Here is a 19,866-nt window from a genome sequence, read left to right as displayed (position 1 = left end):
CGGAGATGATGGCCGCGTCTTTCAGCCCCTATGCCACTTCGCTTTGTCCGTGATATGCCGCCATCGAAATGCCGGACGGTGCGGGCAAGGGCTTGTTCCGGAATGTGTGGGGTGCCTTTGATGACGATTTCCAAGCCGGTTTTCGACCGTCTGGGACTTGGCCTGTGGATGGGAGCGTTCCTGGTCGTCCTTGCCATGATCCTGTGGTCGCCCGACACGCGTTCGGTGTTGCAGGCCTACAGATACGGCAGTCAGGAATTCCTGGCCGGCCGGCCGCTCTACGATATCCAGTCCGAGATGGGATATCTCTACGCCCCGGCCTTTGCCGCGCTCTATGTTCCCATACTCGAGCTCGGACCGCATCTGGGTGGACTGGCGTGGCATATCATCGGTTTCGCGGTGCTGACCTACGCCGCGATGCGGCAGGTGCGCAGGCTCGGCGGCGGGGAATTGCCATGGCTGCTTTCCTACGGCCTGTTCCTTGCCTTGCCGATGGCGCTGGGGGCGATCCGCAACGGCCAGGCGACGATCCTACTGACCGGCGCCTGCTGGCTTCTCACCTTGTCGGCGCTCGAAGGGCGGCGTGCCGAAACCTTCTTCTGGGCTTCGGTCGCCATCATCGCCAAGCCGACCGCGATCATCATGCTTTTGCTGGTCGGTGCCCTGCGCCTGCGGCTGATACCGGTGCTGGTGCTGGCGGTGCTGTTCGTGCTCGCCTTGCCCTATGCGTTCGCTCCCGCGAGCTATCTCAACGACCAGTATCGTGTCTTTGGCGGGATGCTGACCTCGATGGCTGTCGACAATACCAGCCACTTTGTTCCCACCGACTTCACGGCGCCCTTCACGACAATCGGCTTGCCCCTCCCGGAATTCGGCGCCACGATCGTGCGCATCGTCATGGCCTTGTTCACGCTTTCATTCGTCATCTGGTTCGATCGCAAGCTCGAACGCGGGACGGCTGGTCTCGTCATCTTCCTGGCGGCGACCTTCTACATGTGCGTCTTCAACCCGCGCGTCGAGCCCAACACCTATGCCATGATCGCCGTGCCGGCCGGTCTCGCTATCGCCTTGTTGTGGCGCGAGGAACGGGGTGGTGTCCTGGCTTCGGTGCTGTCCGTGATGCTGTTCCTGACCGGATTGACGGGCGTCGAACGTCACATCCATGATTTCCTGTACCCTTGGTTCCGGCCGATCGCGGTGACCCTCATTGCCGGTCCCCTGATCTGGTGGTTCTGGGCCAGGGCGCGAGGCAAGGTGAGGGGAGTCAAGGTGATGAATGAAAGGCCTGTCGCAAATGGCTGAGGCGCGGCCCGTTCTCGATATCGTCGCGCCGTTCTTGAACGAGGCCCAGTCGGCATCGGCCTTTGCCGCATTGCTCGACAAGCTCGAAGCCGAAGTGTCGCAGCGTTTCGGCATGGAAGTCCACAAGATTCTGGTGGACGACGGCAGCCGCGACGACGGCGCCGAGCGGTTTTCTCAGGCGCTGTCGGGTTCCTGGGAGATCGTCCGGCTCAGCCGCAATTTCGGCAAGGAGGTCGCGGTGCTCGCCGGCCTCGACCAGTCGCGCGGCGACATGGCGCTGGTCATGGACGCCGATCTCCAGCATTCGATGGACATCAGCCTGAAGATGATCGCCGAACTGGTGGAAAATCTGGATATCGACGTCGTCTACGCACAGAACGACCGCCGCGAGGCCAGTTGGCGGCGCAGCCAGCTGGCGAAGCTGTTCTACAGTCTGATCAACAGCAGCCAGCGTTTCGACATTCCAGAAAATGCCGGCGACTTCCGCGTCATGCGTGGCGCCGTGGTACGCGCACTGACCAGCCTGCGTGACAAAAGGCGCTTCAACAAGGGCCTGTTCGCCTGGGCCGGCTTCCGCCAGAAGGCCATAAGCTATTCGCCGGAAAACCGTGTCACCGGCAAGTCGAAATGGAGCCGGCTCAACCTGATCGCCTTCTCGCTGGAAGGGTTTACGTCCTTTTCCGTCATTCCGCTGCGCATCATCAGCCTGAGCGGGATGCTGGCGGCGCTGGCGGGGATCCTCTACGGAGCCAAGGTGTTCTTCGAGGTGCTGTTCTACGGCATCGCCGTCCCCGGCTATCCCAGCCTCATGGTCGCCGTCGTCCTGCTCGGCGGCCTCAACCTCACCTTGCTCGGCCTGATCGGCGAATATGTCTGGGTCACGCTTTCGGAAAGCAAGGACCGCCCGGTCTATATCGTGCGCGACGTCGTGCGCGGCGTTTCGGACAGGCCGCCAGGCGCGTCCGGCGCATGACGCGGCGCATCCGCCTGATCGCCGACGATTACGGCCTGGCGCCCGGCGTTTCCGCCGGAATTCTCGACCTGCTCGATCGCGGCCGCCTGACCGGCACCAGTTGCATGACCGGCTTTCCGGAATGGCGTGATGCGGCGGCGCGCATAAAGCCGCTGCGCGGCCGCGCAGCGGTGGGGCTGCACTTGACCCTCACCGACCAGCCAGCCGTCACCGGCCGGTCGAGCCTGGCGCCGGAAGGCCGGCTGCCGCCGCTGCGTTCGCTGGCGCTGCCGGTGCTGCGCGCAAGCATTGATGAGCGCGATGTCCATGCCGAGCTGGACGCGCAGCACAGCCGCTTCGTCGAGGCGCTTGGCCGCCAGCCCGACTTCATCGACGGGCATCAGCACGTGCATTTCCTGCCCGTCGTGCGCACATGGCTGCGGGGGTGTTTTCCCGAAGCCGGCGGCCGGCCGGCGCTGCGTGGCGCTCCGGCGCTGGGCGATGCCGTCGTCGCGCCGAAGGTCGCGGCAATCGCCGCCGTGGCCGCCGGCTTCAACCGGTCGATGGCACGCGCCGGCTTTACCCTTTTCGAGCCGCTCGCCGGCATCTATGACTGGCGGCAGCCCGAACGGTTCGCGCCGGTTCTGCAGGCCGCCCTCGAGGCGCTGCCGGAACGAGGCCTGTTCATGTGCCATCCCGGCCATGTTGACGAGACGCTGCGGGCGCGCGACCCGATGCAAGGCGTGCGCGAGGTGGAATACGCGGTGCTGGCCTCCGACGCGTTCGGTGCGAGCCTCGCACGCGCCGGCGTCGAGATCATGGACGGCAAGGGATGAGCGGCGCCGACCAGCCCCGGCGTTCGACCGGCAGCAAGATCGTGCGCTTTGCCACTGTCGGACTGGCGAACACGGCCATCGACCTTGCCGGCTTTTTTCTGCTGCTCAAGCTGCATGTCCCGCCGCTGCCGGCCAATGTCGTCTCATGGTCGATCGCCGTCATCTTCTCTTTCTTGGCCAACGGCTTCTGGTCGTTCGAGCGCAACCAGGCCATCCGGCTGCATGACGCCTTCGTGCGTTTCGTCTCGCTTGGGGCATTGATTTCGCTCGGCGTCTCCAGCCTGTCGATCGCGCTGTTCGCCGGCATCGCAGGCGTGTGGCCGGCAAAGATCGGCGGTGTCATCGTGGCGGCGGTGCTGAATTTCCTTGCCGCGCGCTGGTCGATCGAAGGCCGGTTGCTGAAGTAACGGCTACTGCGCCCGCTCCGCACCGACGTAAGCGGCTTCCTCGAGCTCGCGCTTCAGGCGTGTTTCCTCGTGGGTCTTCGGTGTGACGAAGCGGCCAAGCAGGAGATAGGCGACCGGCGTCAGGAACAGTGTCGAGACGGTGGCCAGCCCCAGCCCGCCGACGATGACCCAGCCGAGCGCCACGCGTGCCTCGGCACCCGCGCCCGCCGCCAGCACCAGCGGCACGCCGCCAAGTATGGTGCAGATCATCGTCATCATCACCGGCCGCAGGCGGATGGTCGAAGCCTGCTCGATCGCCTCGCGCACGCCGAGCCCGCGATCGCGCAGCTGGTTGGCGAACTCGACGATCAGGATGCCGTTCTTCGCCATCACGCCGACCAGCAGCACCAGGCCGATCTGGCTGTAGGCGTTGAGGCTGGTGCCCGACAGCAGCAAGGCGAAGATCGCGCAGGCCAGGCCGAGCGGCACGGTCGCCATGATGATGACGGCGCTGACGAAGCTTTCGAACTGGGCGGCCAGCACCAGGAGGATGATGACCAGCGCGAAGCCGAAGATGGTGACCATGGCGCTGTTGGTTTCGCCCAGCGTGGCGGCTTCGGCCAGCGGCAGGATGCGGCTGCCCGGCGGCAAGAGCGGCGTGGCGATCTCCTCGGCGCGGCTCAGCGCGTCGCCAAGCGCGAAATTGCCCGAGAGGTTGGAGGTGATGGCCACCGATGGCTGCTGCTGTTCGCGAGACAGCGATGGCGGCACGGCGCGTTCGGTCAGCGTGGCTATGGTCGACATCGGCACGAAGCGGCCGTCTCCCGTCTTCAGGAAGACGTTTTCCAGATCGGTCGGATCGTTGATCGGATTGGTGGTCGAGACCAGTTTCACGCCATAGCTGCGGTCGGCGATGTAGACGTCGACGACATCGTTGCCGTCGAGCATGGCCTGCATGGTGTTGGCCAGCCCCGTGATGTCGATGCCGAGGTCTGAGGCGCGCTCGCGATCGATGGCGACGGCCAGCTGCGGCTGCGTCGGGTCGATCGACAAGCGCGGCGTCTGGAAGCGCGGGTCCTTCTGCATCTCGGCGATGATCTTCACCGCCGCGTCGCCGAGCGCCTTGCGGTCGTTGCCGACCAGCGCGAATTGCAGGCCGTTGCCGGCGCCGCGGATGCCGAGGCTGTTGGGCTGCACCGGGAAGATGCGCACGCTCGGCACCTGCCTGGTCAGCTGGCTGATCTCGGCCATGATCTCCTGCTGGCTGCGGCTGCGCTCGTTCCAGGGCGCCAGCGTCATCACCATGAAGCCGGAATTGTAGGAGCCGTTCTGGCCGGCATTCTCGAAGGTCGAGCGGATCTCGCCGGAATCGCGCATCGGCTGGATCAGCTTCTCGATCTTCTGCATCTGCTGCGTCGTGTAATCGAGGCTGACGCCTTGCGGCGCATTGATGCGCAACAGCACGGCCGCGCGGTCCTCGGTCGGCGTCAGTTCCTGGCGGATGGTGCCGAACAGGGTGAAGGCAGTGCCGGCAAACAGCACCGCGACCAGGACCACGATCCAGGGCGCATCGAGGCAAGCGTGCAGGGCGCGCCTGTAGGCGGTATTCAACACGCCGCCGATACGGGCGCCGAAGCCGTGGCCGCCCTCGTGGTGAAGTGAGGCGCCGGTCAGCATGCGCGAGGCGAGCATCGGGCAAAGCGTCAGCGCCACCACGCAGGACAGCAGCACCGACATGGCAAGCACGAAGCCGAATTCGCGGAACAGGCCGCCGGTCTGGCCGGGCAGGAAGGAGATCGGCACGAAGACGGCGACCAGTGTCAGCGTCGTGGCAACGACGGCGAAAAACACTTCCTGCGCGCCGAGCACGGCGGCCGCACGCGGCCCCATGCCTTCGTTGCGCCGTCGCACGATGTTTTCAAGCACAACTATGGCGTCGTCGACGACAAGGCCCGTCGCCAGCACCATGGCGAGCAGCGTCAGGATGTTGACCGAGAAGCCGGCCAGATAGATGGCGGCGATGGTGCCGATCATGGCGACCGGCATCGACAGGCCGGGGATGAGCGTGGCGCGCCAGTCGAGCAGGAAGATGTAGATGACGATCAGCACCATGGTCACCGACAGGCCGAGCGCGATCTCGACCTCGTGGACCGCGCCCTTGACGAAGACGGCGTCGTCGCTGGTGATCTTGATCGCCATGCCCTTGGGCAGGTTTTCCTGCAGCTTGGCGACAGCGGCCTGAACGCCGGTCGAGATGTCCAAAGTGTTCGATTCCGCCTGGCGGATGATGCCGATGCCGATGCCGGTCTTGCCATCGGAACGCAGCGTGGTCTGGCCGACATCGGGGCCGAGCGTGACGGTGGCGATATCGCGGATGCGCGTCGTGCCGCCGATGATGATGTTTTCGAATTCCTCGGGCGTGGTCACGTCCGCCGTGGTGCGGACGATGAGGTCCTGGTTGGTCGTGGTGATCGATCCGGCAGGGGAATCGAAGGCGACCGACGCCAGGGCTGTCCGGAGGTCGGCGACGGTGAAGCCGAGGCTGGCGAGCTTGTTCTGGTCGACGTCGATGCGGAAGATCTTGTCGCGGTCGCCATAGACCTGGACGTCGGCGACGCCGGGCACGGCTGCCAGTTCGTCCTCGATCTGATCCTGCACCACCACGGTCATGTCCTGGACCGACATGTTGTCGGACGTCACAGCAAGCCGCATCACCGCATCGGAATTGGCATCGGCCTTGACGATGCGCGGCGGATCGGCGGTGTCCGGTATCTGGTTGGCGACGCGGCCGACGGCATCGCGCACGTCGGAGGCCGCGACGTTGAGGTCGACGCCGTCGTTGAATTCGATGGTGACGCGGCTCTGGCCGAACGAGGAGGAAGACGAGATCGACTTGACGCCGGAGACGCGGGCGACGGCACCTTCGATCGTGTCGGTGAGCTCGCGGTCGACGGTTTCGGCCGCGGCGCCCTGGAAGGTGGTGGAAACGGTGACCACGGCGCGGTCGACGTCCGGAAGTTCGCGGATCTCGACGCCGTAGAAGGCAGCGAGGCCGGCAACCGCGATGAGGACGTTGAGCACGAAGGCCATGACCGGCCTGCGGATGAACAGCGCGGTGAAGCCGGTATTGCCGGCGGCGTTGACGGGTCCGGTCATGAGCCTTCGGCGGTGTCGGCGGCGCGCTGCTCCTGGCCGGCGATGCGGACCTCGCCGCCCTCGCTGACGCTCTGCGTGCCTTCGGTGACCACCATGTCGCCGCTGTCGATCTCGGCATCGATCAGCACGGTCTCGGTGTTGCGCTGGATGATGCGCACCGGCACGCGCTTGGCCTTGCCGCCCTCGATCTGCCAGACATAGGCGCCGTCCGAGCCCCACAGGATCGCCAGCGGGCTAACGGCCGGGTAGGTCTCGCCAGGGAATTTCATGGTGATGGAGAATGACATTCCGGCGCGCAGCGAATCGGCGGGATTGGCGATCTTGGCCTTGACCAGCAGCGTGCGGCTCTTCTCGTCGATGTGGTTGTCGATGGCCGAGACCGTGCCGGTATAGGCGCTGCTCGGATTGGCGATCGGCGTCGCCGTCAGTTGCGCGCCGACCTTGACGGCGGCGGCGAAGCGCTCGGGCACCTGGAAATCAACCAGGATCGAGGAGCGGTCGTCGAGCGTGGCGATGGCCGACTGGTTTGTCACGTAGTTGCCGGCCGAGATCGGCAGGATGCCGACGGTGCCTGATATTGGCGCCAAAATGGAGCGGCGCTGCAGCGCAAGCTCGGCGTCCTGCAGCGCCAGCTTGGCGCCCGCCAGAATCACCTCTGCATCAGCGACGGCGACCGGCGTCGCGGCATTGGAAGCGCGCAGCGATTTGACGCGGTCGAGCTTGGACTGCGCATCCTGCAAGGCGAGCTTGGCGCGGTTCTGTGCGATGATCTCGGTCTCGGAATCGAGCGTCGCGATCATCTGTCCCTTGTCGATATGGCCGCCGGATTCGACCAGCAATTCTGCAAGGCGGCCGGAACTGTAGGGATTGACGGTCACCGAAGCGTTGGCGCGGCCGGTGCCGATCGCCTGCAGGCGGTCGTTGATGACAGCCGAGGCGGCCGGCGATGCAACGATGGTGGCAATCCGGAGGCCGTTGCGCCCCGCCTGCCGGGAGCCAGCCGCCGCAGTGTCCTGCGCCGAAGGTGTCGCGCCATAAGCCCAGTCGATGCCCCAACGCGCCAGCACTTGAGGAGCGCCGGGGTAGAAGCGCGCCCACACAGCCGCTGCCGCGACCACGACCACAAACGCAAGGACAATCTGTTTCCAGCTCGGCATCGACACTCCAGCGGCAAGAATCGCCTGCCGGTTCCAGACGGAAGCGGATGCAGCGACGATACGGGCTGGCGGCGAAAACCGGCCACGCCACATCCCGGTATCAGCGGTTTATGGCAATTATCACGCAATCGTGCACATTAAATCTCGGTAACGTGAATTCGAGATGCCCGCCTGGAACGGATGCGATTGGCAGGTGACCTTGCTAACGCAGACCTTCCATCTCGCGGATGCGCCGGGCGCCGTCGGCCTCGAGCTGTCTGGTGACGGCGCCGATCAGCGTTTCGGCGACGACGAAGAGCGCGGCCGAGGAATCCCAGGCGGAAGGCACCGCGGTTCGTCCGACGATGACGTGGCGGGCAAACCGGGCGATCGGCGACAGCCACTGGTCGGTGAACAGCACGATCTGGACGCCGCGCTGATGCGCCTTTTCGGCGAAGCGGACGAGGCTGTCCTGGTAGCGCCGGATGTCGAAGATCACCAGAACGTCGCGCTTGCCCATGTCGATCAGCCGGTCGCGCCACATGCTCTCCTGGCCGGCGAGGTGAAAGACGTCGGGCTGGATGACGGCAAGGTGGGCGGCCATGTAGCGCGCCAGCGGATCGGTGAAGCGTCCGCCGATGAGGAATGTCTTGCCACGCCGGTCGGCAAGCCGTGCCGCGATATCCGCCAGCTGCTTGTCGGAGAGGTGGCGGAAGGTCTCGCGCATATTGTCGAGCGTCGCTTCCAGCATCGGCGAGACCGTGCCGCCGCCGGGCGAGGGCGGGTTGAGCGTTCGTATTGCCGGCGACTGCAGCTGCGCCGCCAATTCGTCCTGCAGGCTCGACTGGAACTCCGGATAGTTCTGGAAGCCGAGCCGGGCCACGAAGCGCAGGATCGTCGGCGAGGAGACGCCCGCCGCAGTCGAGAATTCGGCGACCGTCTTCAGGCCGATCATCGGATAGCTGGCGATCAGCGTCTGCGCCGCGCGCCGTTCGCCGGCCGGCATCGTGCCGATGCGGTCGGCTATCAGTTCGGCAATGCTGGAAATCATCTTTCCCCCACCCCTTGGCCTGGTCCATGAGATCGCATTTGACAAAGCCTGGTAAACTGTATGAAATCATCCATAGGGACGCAATGAGGCAAAATACGTAACATACGATACAGCGCTCCCCGGGGACGACAGACTATGGAGAAAGCACGGCCCGCCAGCCTTGCATCGCCCGATACCGTGAGGGTCACGAACCCGGGCGGATCGAGCCCTTTCGTGCTGACTTGCGACCACGCCTCCAATTTCCTGCCCGCCGAATTCGGCACGCTCGGCCTTGCCGCCGAAGACCTGTCCCGCCACATCGCCTGGGATCCAGGCGCGCTGCCGGTGGCAACGCGCATGGCGCAAGCGCTCGATGCGACGCTGGTCGAAACTCGCATTTCGCGTCTGGTCATCGACTGCAACCGGCCGCTCGACGCGCCGGACCTCGTGCCGCCGGTCAGCGAGACGACATCCATACCGGGCAATGCCGGCCTGTCGGAAAAGCAGCGCGCGGCACGGATCGCCCTGTCATGGCAGCCATTTCACGGCACCATCGAACGCATCGTCGAGGAACGGCTGGCGCGCGGCCAGGAGACCCGGCTGGTGTCCGTGCATTCCTTCACACCGGTCTACAAGGGCCGCGACCGGCCCTGGCATATCGGCATCATCCATGACGAGGATCGCCGGCTGGCGTCGCCACTGATATCGGCGCTCAAGCGGCTTGCCGGCATCACCGTCGGTGTCAACGAGCCCTATTCGCCGGCCGACCGCGTCTATTTCACGCTGGAACGGCATGCACGCTCGCGCGGGTTGCCCTGCGCGATGATCGAAATCCGCAACGATGAAATCTCCGGTGAGACCGGGCAGCGGAAATGGGCGGATCTGCTCACCGGCATATTTTCGAATCTGGAGCCCGAGGAGGCCAGGGGCTCCCGACAACGCGCCATGGGAAAGTCAGTTCAATCGGCCAGCTAAAAACCAAATAGGGGACTAAAATGTCAGCGCAAGACTACACAGAAGTCGACAAGCACGAGGACCTAAAGGTTCTCCACGGGATGGGCTATGCCCAGGAATTGTCGCGAAGCATGAGCCGCTTCTCGAATTTCGCGATATCGTTCTCGATTATTTGCATTCTGTCGGGCGGCATCAATTCCTTCGCCCAGGCCATCTCGTCGATCGGAGGCGCCGGCGCCGGCATCGGCTGGATCGTCGGCTGCGCCGTGTCCGGATTCTTCGCCCTTGCCATGGCGCAGATCGCATCCGCATTTCCGACCGCGGGCGGCCTCTACCACTGGTCGTCGATTCTTGGAAACCGCTTCACCGGCTGGCTTACCGCCTGGCTCAATCTGCTCGGGCTGATCACCGTGCTCGGTGCCATCAATATCGGCACCGCATTCTTCTTCGTTGGTACGTTCGGAAGCTGGTTCGGCATCACCGGCACGCCCGGCGAGATCGTCGGATTTGTTGCCATCATCACGGTCATCCAGGCGCTCTGCAATCATTTCGGCATCAGACTGACTGCCATGCTGACGGATGCCTCCGGCTTCCTGATCCTCGGCGCCACGGCCGTGCTGATCGTGGCCTGCCTCGTGTTTGCTCCGGCGATCGACGTCACGCGGCTGTGGACCTTCACCAACTATTCCGGCGATGCCGGCGGCGGCGTTTTCCCGCAGTCGGATTCCATGACCTATCTGTTCCTGCTCTGCCTGCTGCTGCCGGTCTATACGATCACCGGTTATGATGCGTCGGCGCACACTTCGGAAGAAACCCTGAAGGCGGCGCACTCCGTGCCGCGGGCGATCATCTCGTCGGTGCTGTGGTCGTCGCTGATCGGCTGGGTGATGGTTTGCGCGATCACTCTGGCCATTCCGGACCTGGCGGCAGGTGCCAAGCAGGGCTGGAGCGTGTTCTTCTCGACCATGGACACAATCCTGCCGGTCTGGCTCAAGGAACTGCTCTACCTTGCGATCCTGATCTCGCAGTTTCTGTGCGGCCTTGCGACCGTCACCTCCGCCTCGCGGATGCTGTTTGCGTTCTCGCGTGACGGCGGCATGCCCGTCGGATCGGCCGGACTGGCGAAGGTCTCGCCGAAATATCGCACTCCCGTCAACGCGATCTGGACGGCCGCGATTCTCGAGATCGTCTATGTTTTCCTGGCCCAGTTCATCTCGATCGGCGGTACAAACATCTACACCATCGTCGTCAACTCGACGCTGGTCTTCCTGTTCCTGTCCTTCATCATTCCGATTGTGCTCGGCATGATGACTTTCGGAACCGCCAAATGGCCGAATCCCGGCCCCTGGAATCTCGGCAGCGGCCTGTTCAAACTATTCTGCGTCCTGTCCGTCATCGGCATGGCGATTATCTTCTACATCGCCGTCCAGCCGCCGAACGACAAGGTACTCTACATTACCGTCGGCTTCCTCGTGCTGACCGCGGTGCTCTGGTACGGCTTCGAGAACCGCCGCTTCCAGGGGCCGCCGATTGGCGACCAGATCGCAGCGCGTCAGGCGGCGATCAAGGCCGCCGAACAGGCGGTCGGCGAGACCGGAAACTGATACTTTTCTTCATGACCATGGCCGGCATCGTGCCGGCCATGGTTTCGTTACTCCCTCTCAATCGACCAGCGCTGGAGTGCCACAGGAATGGCCGGAAATTTCTCGTTCGATCAGTTGAAGAAAGCGGTCTCCGGCGGTGAGATCGACACGGTGCTGGCCTGCATCGTCGACATGCAGGGGCGGCTCGCGGGAAAGCGGTTCCTGGCGCAGTATTTCGTCGATTCCGCGCATGACGAGACGCATGGCTGCAACTATCTCCTGGCCGCCGACATCGATATGGAGCCGGTGCCGGGCTACAAGGCGGCAAGCTGGTCGAAGGGCTATGGCGATTTCGTCATGAAGCCGGATCTCGCCACGCTGCGGCGCATTCCATGGTTGGAAAAGACGGCGCTGGTGATCTGCGACGTGCTCGATCACCACGACCATGAGGATTTGGCACACTCGCCCCGCGCCATCCTGAAGAAGCAGGTCAAGCGGCTCTCCGAGCGCGGCTATATCGGCTACTTTGCCTCCGAGCTCGAATTCTACCTGTTCAGCGAGACCTACGATTCGGCCCGCAAGAAGCACTGGCAGGGCCTCGACACCGCCTCGCCCTATATCGGCGACTACCAGATCGGCATCACCACCAAGGAAGAAGGCGTCATGCGCCGGCTTCGCAACGAGATGGAAGCGGCCGGCATTCCGATCGAGAACTCCAAGGGCGAATGGGGTCCCGGCCAGGAAGAGATCAATGTGCGCTATGCCGAGGCGCTCGACATGGCCGACCGCCACGTCATCCTGAAGAACGGCGCCAAGGAGATCGCCGAGTCCGAGGGCAAGGCGATCTCCTTCATGTCCAAGTACAATTACGGGCTCGCCGGCAATTCCAGCCACATCCACAATTCGCTGTGGAGCGCCGACGGCAAGACGCCGCTGTTCTTCGACAAGAAGGCTGACTGGACGCTGTCGACGCTCGGCCAGCAATGGGCGGCGGGGCAGTTGAAATACGCCAAGGAGTTCACCTGGTTCCTGGCGCCGTACATCAATTCCTACAAGCGCTTCCAGGCGGGCACCTTCGCGCCGACCAAGATCATGTGGAGCGAGGACAACCGCACCGCCGGCTTCCGCCTGTGCGGCGAGGGCACCAAGGGCATCCGCATGGAATGCCGCATCGGCGGCGCCGACCTGAACCCCTATCTCGCCTTCGCGGCGCTGATCGCCGCCGGCCTTGCCGGCATCGACGAGAAGCTCGAACTGCAGAAACCTTTCGTCGGCGATGCCTATCAGGCTTCGCGCCTCCCGGAGATTCCGAAGACGCTGCGCGACGCCACCGAGACGCTGGCCAAGTCGAAGATGCTGAAACAGGCGCTCGGCGAGGACGTGCTCGAACATTATGTCCACACCGCCAAGTGGGAGCAGTTGGAATACGACCGCCGCATTACGGATTGGGAACTGCACAGGGGGTTCGAGCGGTACTAAACTATGTGGGGCTTCGCCGCCCTTGGCCATCGCCTGAATGGCGGGCGGCGTCAAAAATCAAGATTTCATGAAGTGCGAGGACTGAAGGAATGGCCGAAACGGTCAAGTTGAAATCCCCCATCGACGGCTCGATCTACGCCGAGCGGCCCGTGGCAACGGACCAGGCGGTCAACGCCGCGGTCGAGCGCGCCAAGGCGGCGCAGGAGAAGTGGGCGCAGGTACCGATCGTCGAGCGCGGCAAGTACATTCTCGCGATGCTCGAAGCGCTGGTGGCGATGACCGACGAGATCGTGCCGGAGATCGCCTGGCAGATGGGACGTCCGGTGCGCTATGGCGGCGAGTTCGGCGGTGTCAAGGAACGCACCAATTACATGGTCGAGATCGCCGAGCTGGCGCTGAAATCGGTGCCGGCCTCAAACCCGAAGGATGGGTTTCGCCGCTATGTGAAGAAGGATCCGCTCGGCGTCGTCATGGTGATCGCGCCGTGGAACTATCCTTACCTGACCGCCGTCAACACCGTCGTGCCGGCGCTGATGGCCGGCAATGCCGTCATCCTCAAGCATGCCGCACAGACGCTGCTCGTCGGCGAGCGTTTTCAGCAGGCCTTCGACAAAGCCGGCCTGCCAAAGGGCGTGTTCCAGAATGTCGTGCTCAACCACGCGCAGACCGAAAAGCTGCTCGGCTCAGGCAAGATCGACCATGTGAACTTTACCGGTTCGGTCGGCGGCGGCCGCGCCATCGAAAAGGCGGCGGCCGGCACTTTCATGACGCTCGGCCTCGAGCTTGGCGGCAAGGACCCGGCCTATGTGCTGCCCGACGCCAAGATGGACCATGCGGTTGCCAATCTGGTCGACGGTGCCTTCTATAATTCCGGCCAGTGCTGCTGCGGCATCGAACGCGTCTACGTGCACGAGAAGGTCTATGACGAGTTCGTCGAAGGCTTCATCGCCGAGACGAAAAACTATGTCGTCGGCAATCCGCTGGAGCAGGCGACGACGATGGGGCCGATGGCGCAGGCGCGTTTCGCCGACCTGATCCGCGAGCAGAAGGCCGAAGCGCTGCGCAAGGGCGCCAAGGCGCACATCAACATGAAGGTGGCTGACGACAAGGCCGGTTCGCCCTATCTGGCGCCGGAAGTGCTGACCGAAGTCGACCACCAGATGAGCGTCATGCGCGAGGAAAGCTTTGGCCCGATCGTCGGCATCATGAAGGTGCGCAACGACGAGGAGGCGATCGCGCTGATGAACGACAGCGCCTATGGGCTGACCGCCTCGATCTGGACGCGCGATACCGAACACGCGGTGGCGATCGGCAACCGCGTCGAGACCGGCACGGTGTTCATGAACCGCTGCGACTACCTCGATCCGGCGCTGGTCTGGACCGGCGTCAAGGACACCGGCAAGGGCGCGGGACTGTCGGCCATCGGCTACGACAATCTGACTCGGCCGAAATCCTTCCACCTGCGCGAAGCCATCTGATTTTTCGAAAGACAAAAAATGTCCCAGCTCATCTCCAAATGGAACTACCCCACCACCGTCCGTTTCGGCGCCGGGCGCATCAAGGAACTCCCAGAGGTGCTTGCAGCCACCGGTATCAAGCGGCCGCTCTTCGTCACCGATCCGGGCCTGGCGAAACTGCCGGTCGTCGCTTCGACGCTGAAAATCCTCGACGACGCCAAGGTGCCTTACGGTGTGTTTTCCGAGGTGAAGCCGAACCCGGTCGATTCCAACCTCACCGCCGGCATCGCCGTGTTCAAGAAGGGCAAGCATGACGGCGTCATTGCCTTCGGCGGCGGCTCGGCGCTCGATCTTGGCAAGCTGATCGCTTTCCAGGCCGGCCAGACGCGGCCGGTGTGGGATTTCGAGGACGTCGGCGACTGGTGGACGCGCGCCAATTCGGATGCGATCGCGCCGATCATCGCCGTGCCGACCACGGCCGGCACCGGCTCGGAAGTCGGCCGCGCGGGGGTCATCACCAATGAGGAGACGCACACCAAGAAGGTCATCTTCCATCCGAAGCTCTTGCCGGCGATCGTCATCGCCGATCCGGAACTGTCGGTCGGCATGCCCGCTTTCATCACCGCCGGCACCGGCATGGATGCGCTTGCCCACTGCCTGGAAGCCTATTGCGCGCCGGGCTATCACCCGATGGCCGACGGTATTGCCGTCGAGGGTGTCCGGCTGGTGTTCGAGAACCTGCCGAAGGCCTATGCCAACGGCAAGGACCTTGTCGCGCGCGCCCATATGATGAGCGCGGCCGCCATGGGCGCCGCCGCTTTCCAGAAGGGGCTGGGTGCCATCCACTCGCTGTCGCACCCGATCGGCGCGCTCTACGACACCCATCACGGCATGACCAATGCGGTGTTCATGCCCTATGTGCTCGCCTTCAACCGTGACTCCATCGAGGAGCGTATCGCCCGGCTCGCCGCCTATTGCGGCATCAAGGGCGGCTTCGACGGCTTCGCCAAGGCGATCATCAAACTGCGCAAGGAGTTGAAGGTGCCGCACGCGCTGCCGGGCCTGATCAAGGGGCTCGACATGGACAAGAAGCGCAAGGCGCTTATCGCCGACATGGCGGTGGTCGATCCGACTGCCGGCGGCAACCCCGTCAAGCTGACCAAGAAGGCGGCGCTGACGCTGCTGGAAAACGCCATCGCCGGCACGATCTGAGACGCTTTCCGCGTGGAAAATTGATCTGAAAAAGGGGCAGAAAAACAAGGGGAGGAGATGAAGGGCAAGGCACAAACTAATTAGCCGGAAAAAGAATCGCGAGGCGATTGCTACAACCGGTTAAAAAGAGTTTACTTTTTCGCACTGCGAGCAGCCGGTTTCACAAAGCTTTCATCTGGCTGTCACATGAAAACGATACCGCATCGCAGGCGTCCAACGGCGTCAGTTCAACGGAGAGAACACATGTTCAAATTCACGGGGAAGGTGCTTTCCCTTTCGGCCGCGACCCTGATGGTGTCGTCGGTGATTTCGTCCGCGGCTTCGCTGGATGATCTCGTCAAGGCCGCGAAGGCCGAAGGCCAGCTCACCACCATCGCGCTGCCGCATGACTGGTGCGGTTACGGCGCGGTCATCGACGGCTTCAAGGCGAAGTATCCGGAAATCACCATCAACGAACTCAACCCCGATGCCGGTTCCGGCGACGAGGTCGAGGCGATCAAGGCGAACAAGGACAACAAGGGTCCGCAGGCTCCCGACGTCATCGACGTCGGCCTGTCTTTCGGCCCGTCCGCCAAGAAGGACGGTCTGATCCAGGCTTACAAGGTGTCGACCTGGGACTCGATCCCCGACAGCGCCAAGGATGCCGACGGCTTCTGGACGGGCGATTACTACGGTGTGCTTTCCTTCCAGGTGAACAAGGATCTGGTGAAGGTTTCGCCGACGGACTGGGCCGACCTGCTGAAGCCGGAATTCGCCAACTCGGTCGCACTTGCCGGTGATCCGCGCGCTTCGAACCAGGCCATCCAGGCAGTCTACGCCGCCGGCCTTTCCGGTGGTGCGGCAGCCGGTGAAGCCGCAGGCACGGCTGGTCTCGACTTCTTCAAGAAGCTCAACGCCGCCGGCAATTTCGTGCCGGTCATCGGCAAGGCCGCGACGCTGGCCCAGGGCCAGACCCCGATCCTCGTCACCTGGGACTACAACGCGCTCGCCGGTCGCGACACGCTGAAGGGCAACCCGCCCGTCGACGTCGTCGTGCCGAAGACAGGTGTCGTCGCCGGTGTCTACGTGCAGGCAATCAGCGCCTACGCACCGCACCCGAACGCAGCAAAGCTCTGGCTGGAATACCTGTATTCCGACGAAGGCCAGATCGCCTGGCTGAAGGGCTATTGCCACCCGATCCGCTTCAACGATCTCGCCAAGAACGGCAAGATCCCGGCGGACGTGCTGGCCAAGCTGCCGCCGGTTGAGTCCTATGCGGCCGCGGTGTTCCCGACGCTCGACGAGCAGGGCAAGGCCAAGGAAGCCATCACCAAGAACTGGGACGCCGTTGTCGGCGCCAACGTCAAGTAACAGTTGAGATCCACCGGGCGGCTTCACGGTCGCCCGGTTCTTTCTCTCGAAGACGGTAGCCGGCGCATGACCGATATCTCAATGTCCGACCCCGCTGTTACCGGCAAGACGGCGCCTCCCGCCGAGGCGCGCAGCGTGAGGCTGCCGACGCAATGGCTTGGCGTCGCGCCGTTCTTCATTTTCGCCATCATGTTCCTGATCTTGCCCACGCTCTACCTTATGCTGGGCGCATTCCAGAACGATGCCGGAGAATTCACACTCGAAAACATAGTCGCATTGGCGCAGCCGTCGATCGTTGCCGCCTACTGGATTTCGATCAAGGTCAGTCTTGCCTCATCGCTGATTGGCGCCTTTGCGGGTTTGGCGATTGCGATCGCCATCGTGCGCGGTGGCCTGCCGGACTGGATACGCTCGGCGACACTGACGTTTTCCGGCGTGGCCTCGAATTTCGCCGGCGTGCCGCTGGCCTTCGCATTCCTCGCCACACTCGGCCGGCTCGGCCTCGCGACGGTCATACTGAACACCCTGTTCGGCCTCAACATTTACGCACACGGTTTCAACATCCTGTCGTTCTGGGGCCTGACGCTGACCTATGTCTACTTCCAGATCCCGTTGATGGTGGTCATCATCGTGCCGGCCATTGACGGGCTGAAGAAGGAATGGGGCGAGGCCGCCGCGACGCTGGGCGCGACCGTGTCCCAGTACTGGCGCATGGTGGTCATTCCGGTGATCTGGCCGAGCTTCCTCGGTACCGTGATCCTGCTGTTCGCCAATGCCTTCGGCGCCATCGCCACCGCCTATGCGTTGACCGGCTCGTCACTCAACATCGTGCCGATCCTGCTCTATGCCCAGATTCGTGGCGACGTGCTGCACAATGCCCATCTCGGCTATGCCATTGCCTTCGGCATGATCCTGATTACCGGTCTTGCCAATGTCTTCTACATCTGGTTCCGCACCCGTTCCGAGAGGTGGCTCAAATGAAGGCTGGCAGATTCTGGGCCTGGGTCGTCTTCGCGCTGGGCGCGGCCTATTTCTTCATCCCGTTGATCGCGACGGTGGAGTTTTCCATGCGCATGCGGCGCGGTGCCTATTCCTTTGATGCCTACAAGGTCGTGCTGGGCGACGCACGCTTCCAGGCGACATTCGGCTATTCGGTGCTTGCCGCCGTTTTCACCATCATTCTCGGCGTACTGATCGTGGTGCCCGCCGCCTATTGGATCCGGCTGCGCCTGCCGCAGCTGCGCCCGATCGTCGAGTTCATCACCTTGCTGCCGCTGGTCATCCCGGCCATCGTCATCGTCTTCGGATACATCAGAATGTATGGCTCGAATTCGCCGTTGCCGTTCCTGGCGACCGACACGGGCACCAATGCCTTGTTGGTCATCGGCTATGCCACACTGTCGTTGCCCTATATGTACCGCGCGGTGGATACAGGACTTCGCACCATCGACGTGCGCACTCTGACGGAAGCGGCGCAGATTCTGGGCGCCGGCTGGGGGACGATCGTCACCCGTGTTATCCTGCCCAACGTGTTGATCGCGGTGTTGTCGGGTGCGTTCCTGACCTTCGCGATTGTCATTGGCGAATTCACCATGGCAAGCCTGCTCAACCGGCCGGCCTTCGGTCCGTATCTGCAGAACATCGGCGCCAACCGCGCCTATGAGCCGGCAGCGCTTGCAATCATTGCCTTCGCCATCACCTGGGGTTGCATGTCGCTGATCCAGATCCTGTCCCGCTTCGCGCCGAAATCGGCGAACCGCCCGAACTGATCGAAAGAACACCACCATGGCCGAGCCATTCCTCTCCATCCAGCACGTCCGGAAGTCCTTCGGCGCCACCACGGTCGTGGAGGATTTCAATCTCGACGTCGAGCCGGGTGAATTCGTCTCCTTCCTCGGGCCGTCCGGCTGCGGCAAGACCACCGTGCTGCGTATGGTCGCCGGCTTCGAGGAGCCGAGCGCCGGCAAGATCGTCGTCGCCGGCAAGGACATCACCCGGCTGAAGCCCAATCAGCGCAATGTCGGCATGGTGTTCCAGGCCTATGCGTTGTTCCCTAACCTGACCGTGGCGCAGAACATCGGCTTCGGCCTGAAAGTCGCCGGCATGCCCAAAGCGGACATCGACGCCCGCGTTGCCGAGATGCTCGGCATCATCAAGCTGCCGCAGATGGCCGACCGCTATCCCTACCAGCTCTCGGGCGGCCAGCAGCAGCGCATCGCGCTGGCCCGTGCGATCGCGCCGAAGCCGAAGCTGCTTTTGCTCGACGAGCCGCTGTCGGCGCTCGACGCCAAGGTGCGCGTGTCGCTGCGCGAGGAAATCCGCTCGATCCAGAAGAAGCTCGGCATCACCACCATCTTCGTCACGCATGACCAGGAAGAGGCGCTGTCGATCTCCGACCGCATCGCCGTCATGTATGGCGGCAAGGCCGAGCAGGTCGGCACGCCGTTCGAGATCTACAACCGGCCGGCAACCAAATTCGTCGCCAATTTCGTCGGCACGCTCAACGTGCTCGAAGGCAAGGTTACCGACGCCGCGGCCGGCACGGTTCAGGTCAACACGCAGGAAGTCTCGCTCAAGGGCAAGCTCAACGGCTCGAAGTCCGGCGACACGCTGTCGCTGGCGCTGCGGCCCGAGGCGATTTCGCTCGGCCGCCAGCCCGGCCGCGATTCCAGCCTGATCGGAGAGATATCCGAAGTGCACTTCCTCGGCTCGGTGATCCGGGTCCGCGTCGGCATCGGCGGCAACACGGTGTCGCTCGACACCTTCAACAACTCGGCCACGCCGCCACCCGCGGTCGGTGAGAAGGCCGAGATTTCGTTCTCATCGGGCGACATGCTGGTCTTGCACTAGCGGAGCGAACGTCATTCCGCGGCGGTCTCTAATGCGCCGAACAACGCGTCTTGATCGTCGATGCTCGCAACCCTCGATGCCGTGGGTTCGATGTCTGTAGTGACGAACCGTCGGCGCCGCCCCTCAGGTCACTTTTAAATCCCAGGGCAGGCCAAGGCTTCGACAATCAACAGTATCCTGCCG

16 protein-coding genes are annotated in these 19,866 nt (G+C 63.5%); 13 read left to right on the top strand and 3 right to left on the bottom strand.

Features of this window, described 5'->3' with window-relative positions:
* Positions 1–120 precede the first annotated feature (120 nt).
* From FJV80_RS04025 to FJV80_RS04010, 4 genes are read left to right on the top strand one after another with little or no spacing between them, the layout of a single operon-like run.
* A complete protein-coding gene (locus FJV80_RS04025; RefSeq protein WP_095772559.1) occupies positions 121–1,302 on the top strand; it encodes a glycosyltransferase family 87 protein in 1,182 nt (393 codons plus the stop codon).
* On the top strand, positions 1,277–2,275 hold the full coding sequence (locus FJV80_RS04020) for a glycosyltransferase family 2 protein (RefSeq protein WP_246688893.1): 999 nt from the start codon (positions 1,277–1,279) through the stop codon (positions 2,273–2,275). Before FJV80_RS04025 ends, FJV80_RS04020 begins: the two co-directional genes overlap by 26 nt.
* The gene (locus FJV80_RS04015) at positions 2,272–3,090 is read left to right on the top strand and encodes a ChbG/HpnK family deacetylase (protein WP_095787021.1); all 819 of its coding nucleotides are present in this window, start codon (positions 2,272–2,274) and stop codon (positions 3,088–3,090) included. The genes FJV80_RS04020 and FJV80_RS04015 overlap by 4 nt, the downstream gene beginning before the upstream one ends.
* Positions 3,087–3,497: a GtrA family protein gene (locus FJV80_RS04010; protein WP_095792639.1), complete on the top strand. Its 411-nt coding sequence runs from the start codon at positions 3,087–3,089 to the stop codon at positions 3,495–3,497. The genes FJV80_RS04015 and FJV80_RS04010 overlap by 4 nt, the downstream gene beginning before the upstream one ends.
* 3 nt (positions 3,498–3,500) lie before the next feature.
* On the opposite strand, the gene FJV80_RS04005 is transcribed toward FJV80_RS04010, so the two are convergent.
* From FJV80_RS04005 to FJV80_RS03995, 3 genes are all read right to left on the bottom strand, one after another.
* Positions 3,501–6,632, bottom strand: coding sequence for an efflux RND transporter permease subunit (locus FJV80_RS04005; protein WP_142875601.1), 3,132 nt, complete (start codon positions 6,630–6,632; stop codon positions 3,501–3,503).
* Positions 6,629–7,789, bottom strand: a complete 1,161-nt coding sequence (locus tag FJV80_RS04000) for an efflux RND transporter periplasmic adaptor subunit (protein ID WP_142875600.1) — start codon at positions 7,787–7,789, stop codon at positions 6,629–6,631. The genes FJV80_RS04005 and FJV80_RS04000 overlap by 4 nt, the downstream gene beginning before the upstream one ends.
* 202 nt (positions 7,790–7,991) lie before the next feature.
* Positions 7,992–8,819, bottom strand: coding sequence for a MurR/RpiR family transcriptional regulator (locus FJV80_RS03995; RefSeq protein ID WP_095787019.1), 828 nt, complete (start codon positions 8,817–8,819; stop codon positions 7,992–7,994).
* A gap of 135 nt (positions 8,820–8,954) precedes the next feature.
* Between FJV80_RS03995 and FJV80_RS03990 the strand changes: the two genes are divergently transcribed.
* The 9 genes from FJV80_RS03990 to FJV80_RS03950 all read left to right on the top strand — a co-directional run bounded on the left by FJV80_RS03990 (position 8,955) and on the right by FJV80_RS03950 (position 19,683).
* Entirely contained in the window at positions 8,955–9,773 is an 819-nt protein-coding gene (locus tag FJV80_RS03990) for an N-formylglutamate amidohydrolase (protein ID WP_095772565.1), read from the top strand.
* A gap of 20 nt (positions 9,774–9,793) precedes the next feature.
* Complete coding sequence (locus tag FJV80_RS03985; protein ID WP_095787017.1) at positions 9,794–11,356, top strand: amino acid permease; 1,563 nt, start codon at positions 9,794–9,796, stop codon at positions 11,354–11,356.
* Between the two features lie 87 nt (positions 11,357–11,443).
* Positions 11,444–12,814: a glutamine synthetase family protein gene (locus FJV80_RS03980; protein WP_095787016.1), complete on the top strand. Its 1,371-nt coding sequence runs from the start codon at positions 11,444–11,446 to the stop codon at positions 12,812–12,814.
* 89 nt (positions 12,815–12,903) lie between these two features.
* Positions 12,904–14,292 (top strand): aldehyde dehydrogenase family protein, encoded by a 1,389-nt coding sequence (locus FJV80_RS03975; protein ID WP_095787015.1) that lies wholly within the window; start codon positions 12,904–12,906, stop codon positions 14,290–14,292.
* 18 nt (positions 14,293–14,310) lie between these two features.
* The gene (locus tag FJV80_RS03970; RefSeq protein WP_095787014.1) at positions 14,311–15,483 is read left to right on the top strand and encodes an iron-containing alcohol dehydrogenase; all 1,173 of its coding nucleotides are present in this window, start codon (positions 14,311–14,313) and stop codon (positions 15,481–15,483) included.
* Between the two features lie 243 nt (positions 15,484–15,726).
* A complete protein-coding gene (locus tag FJV80_RS03965; protein ID WP_142875599.1) occupies positions 15,727–16,833 on the top strand; it encodes an ABC transporter substrate-binding protein in 1,107 nt (368 codons plus the stop codon).
* 81 nt (positions 16,834–16,914) lie between these two features.
* Positions 16,915–17,814, top strand: coding sequence for an ABC transporter permease subunit (locus tag FJV80_RS03960; protein WP_179295817.1), 900 nt, complete (start codon positions 16,915–16,917; stop codon positions 17,812–17,814).
* Positions 17,811–18,602 carry an ABC transporter permease gene (locus FJV80_RS03955; protein ID WP_095772573.1) on the top strand — a complete coding sequence of 264 codons (792 nt, stop codon included), beginning with the start codon at positions 17,811–17,813 and terminating at the stop codon, positions 18,600–18,602. The genes FJV80_RS03960 and FJV80_RS03955 overlap by 4 nt, the downstream gene beginning before the upstream one ends.
* Positions 18,603–18,618: 16 nt before the next feature.
* Positions 18,619–19,683 (top strand): ABC transporter ATP-binding protein, encoded by a 1,065-nt coding sequence (locus FJV80_RS03950; RefSeq protein ID WP_095772574.1) that lies wholly within the window; start codon positions 18,619–18,621, stop codon positions 19,681–19,683.
* Positions 19,684–19,866: the final 183 nt, after the last annotated feature.

Origin of the sequence: Mesorhizobium sp. WSM4310, assembly GCF_007003935.1 — a bacterium.
Taxonomy (GTDB): Bacteria; Pseudomonadota; Alphaproteobacteria; order Rhizobiales; family Rhizobiaceae; genus Mesorhizobium.
The sequence above is the reverse complement of the archived record's forward strand: the minus strand, read 5'-3'. Positions and strand labels throughout refer to the sequence as shown.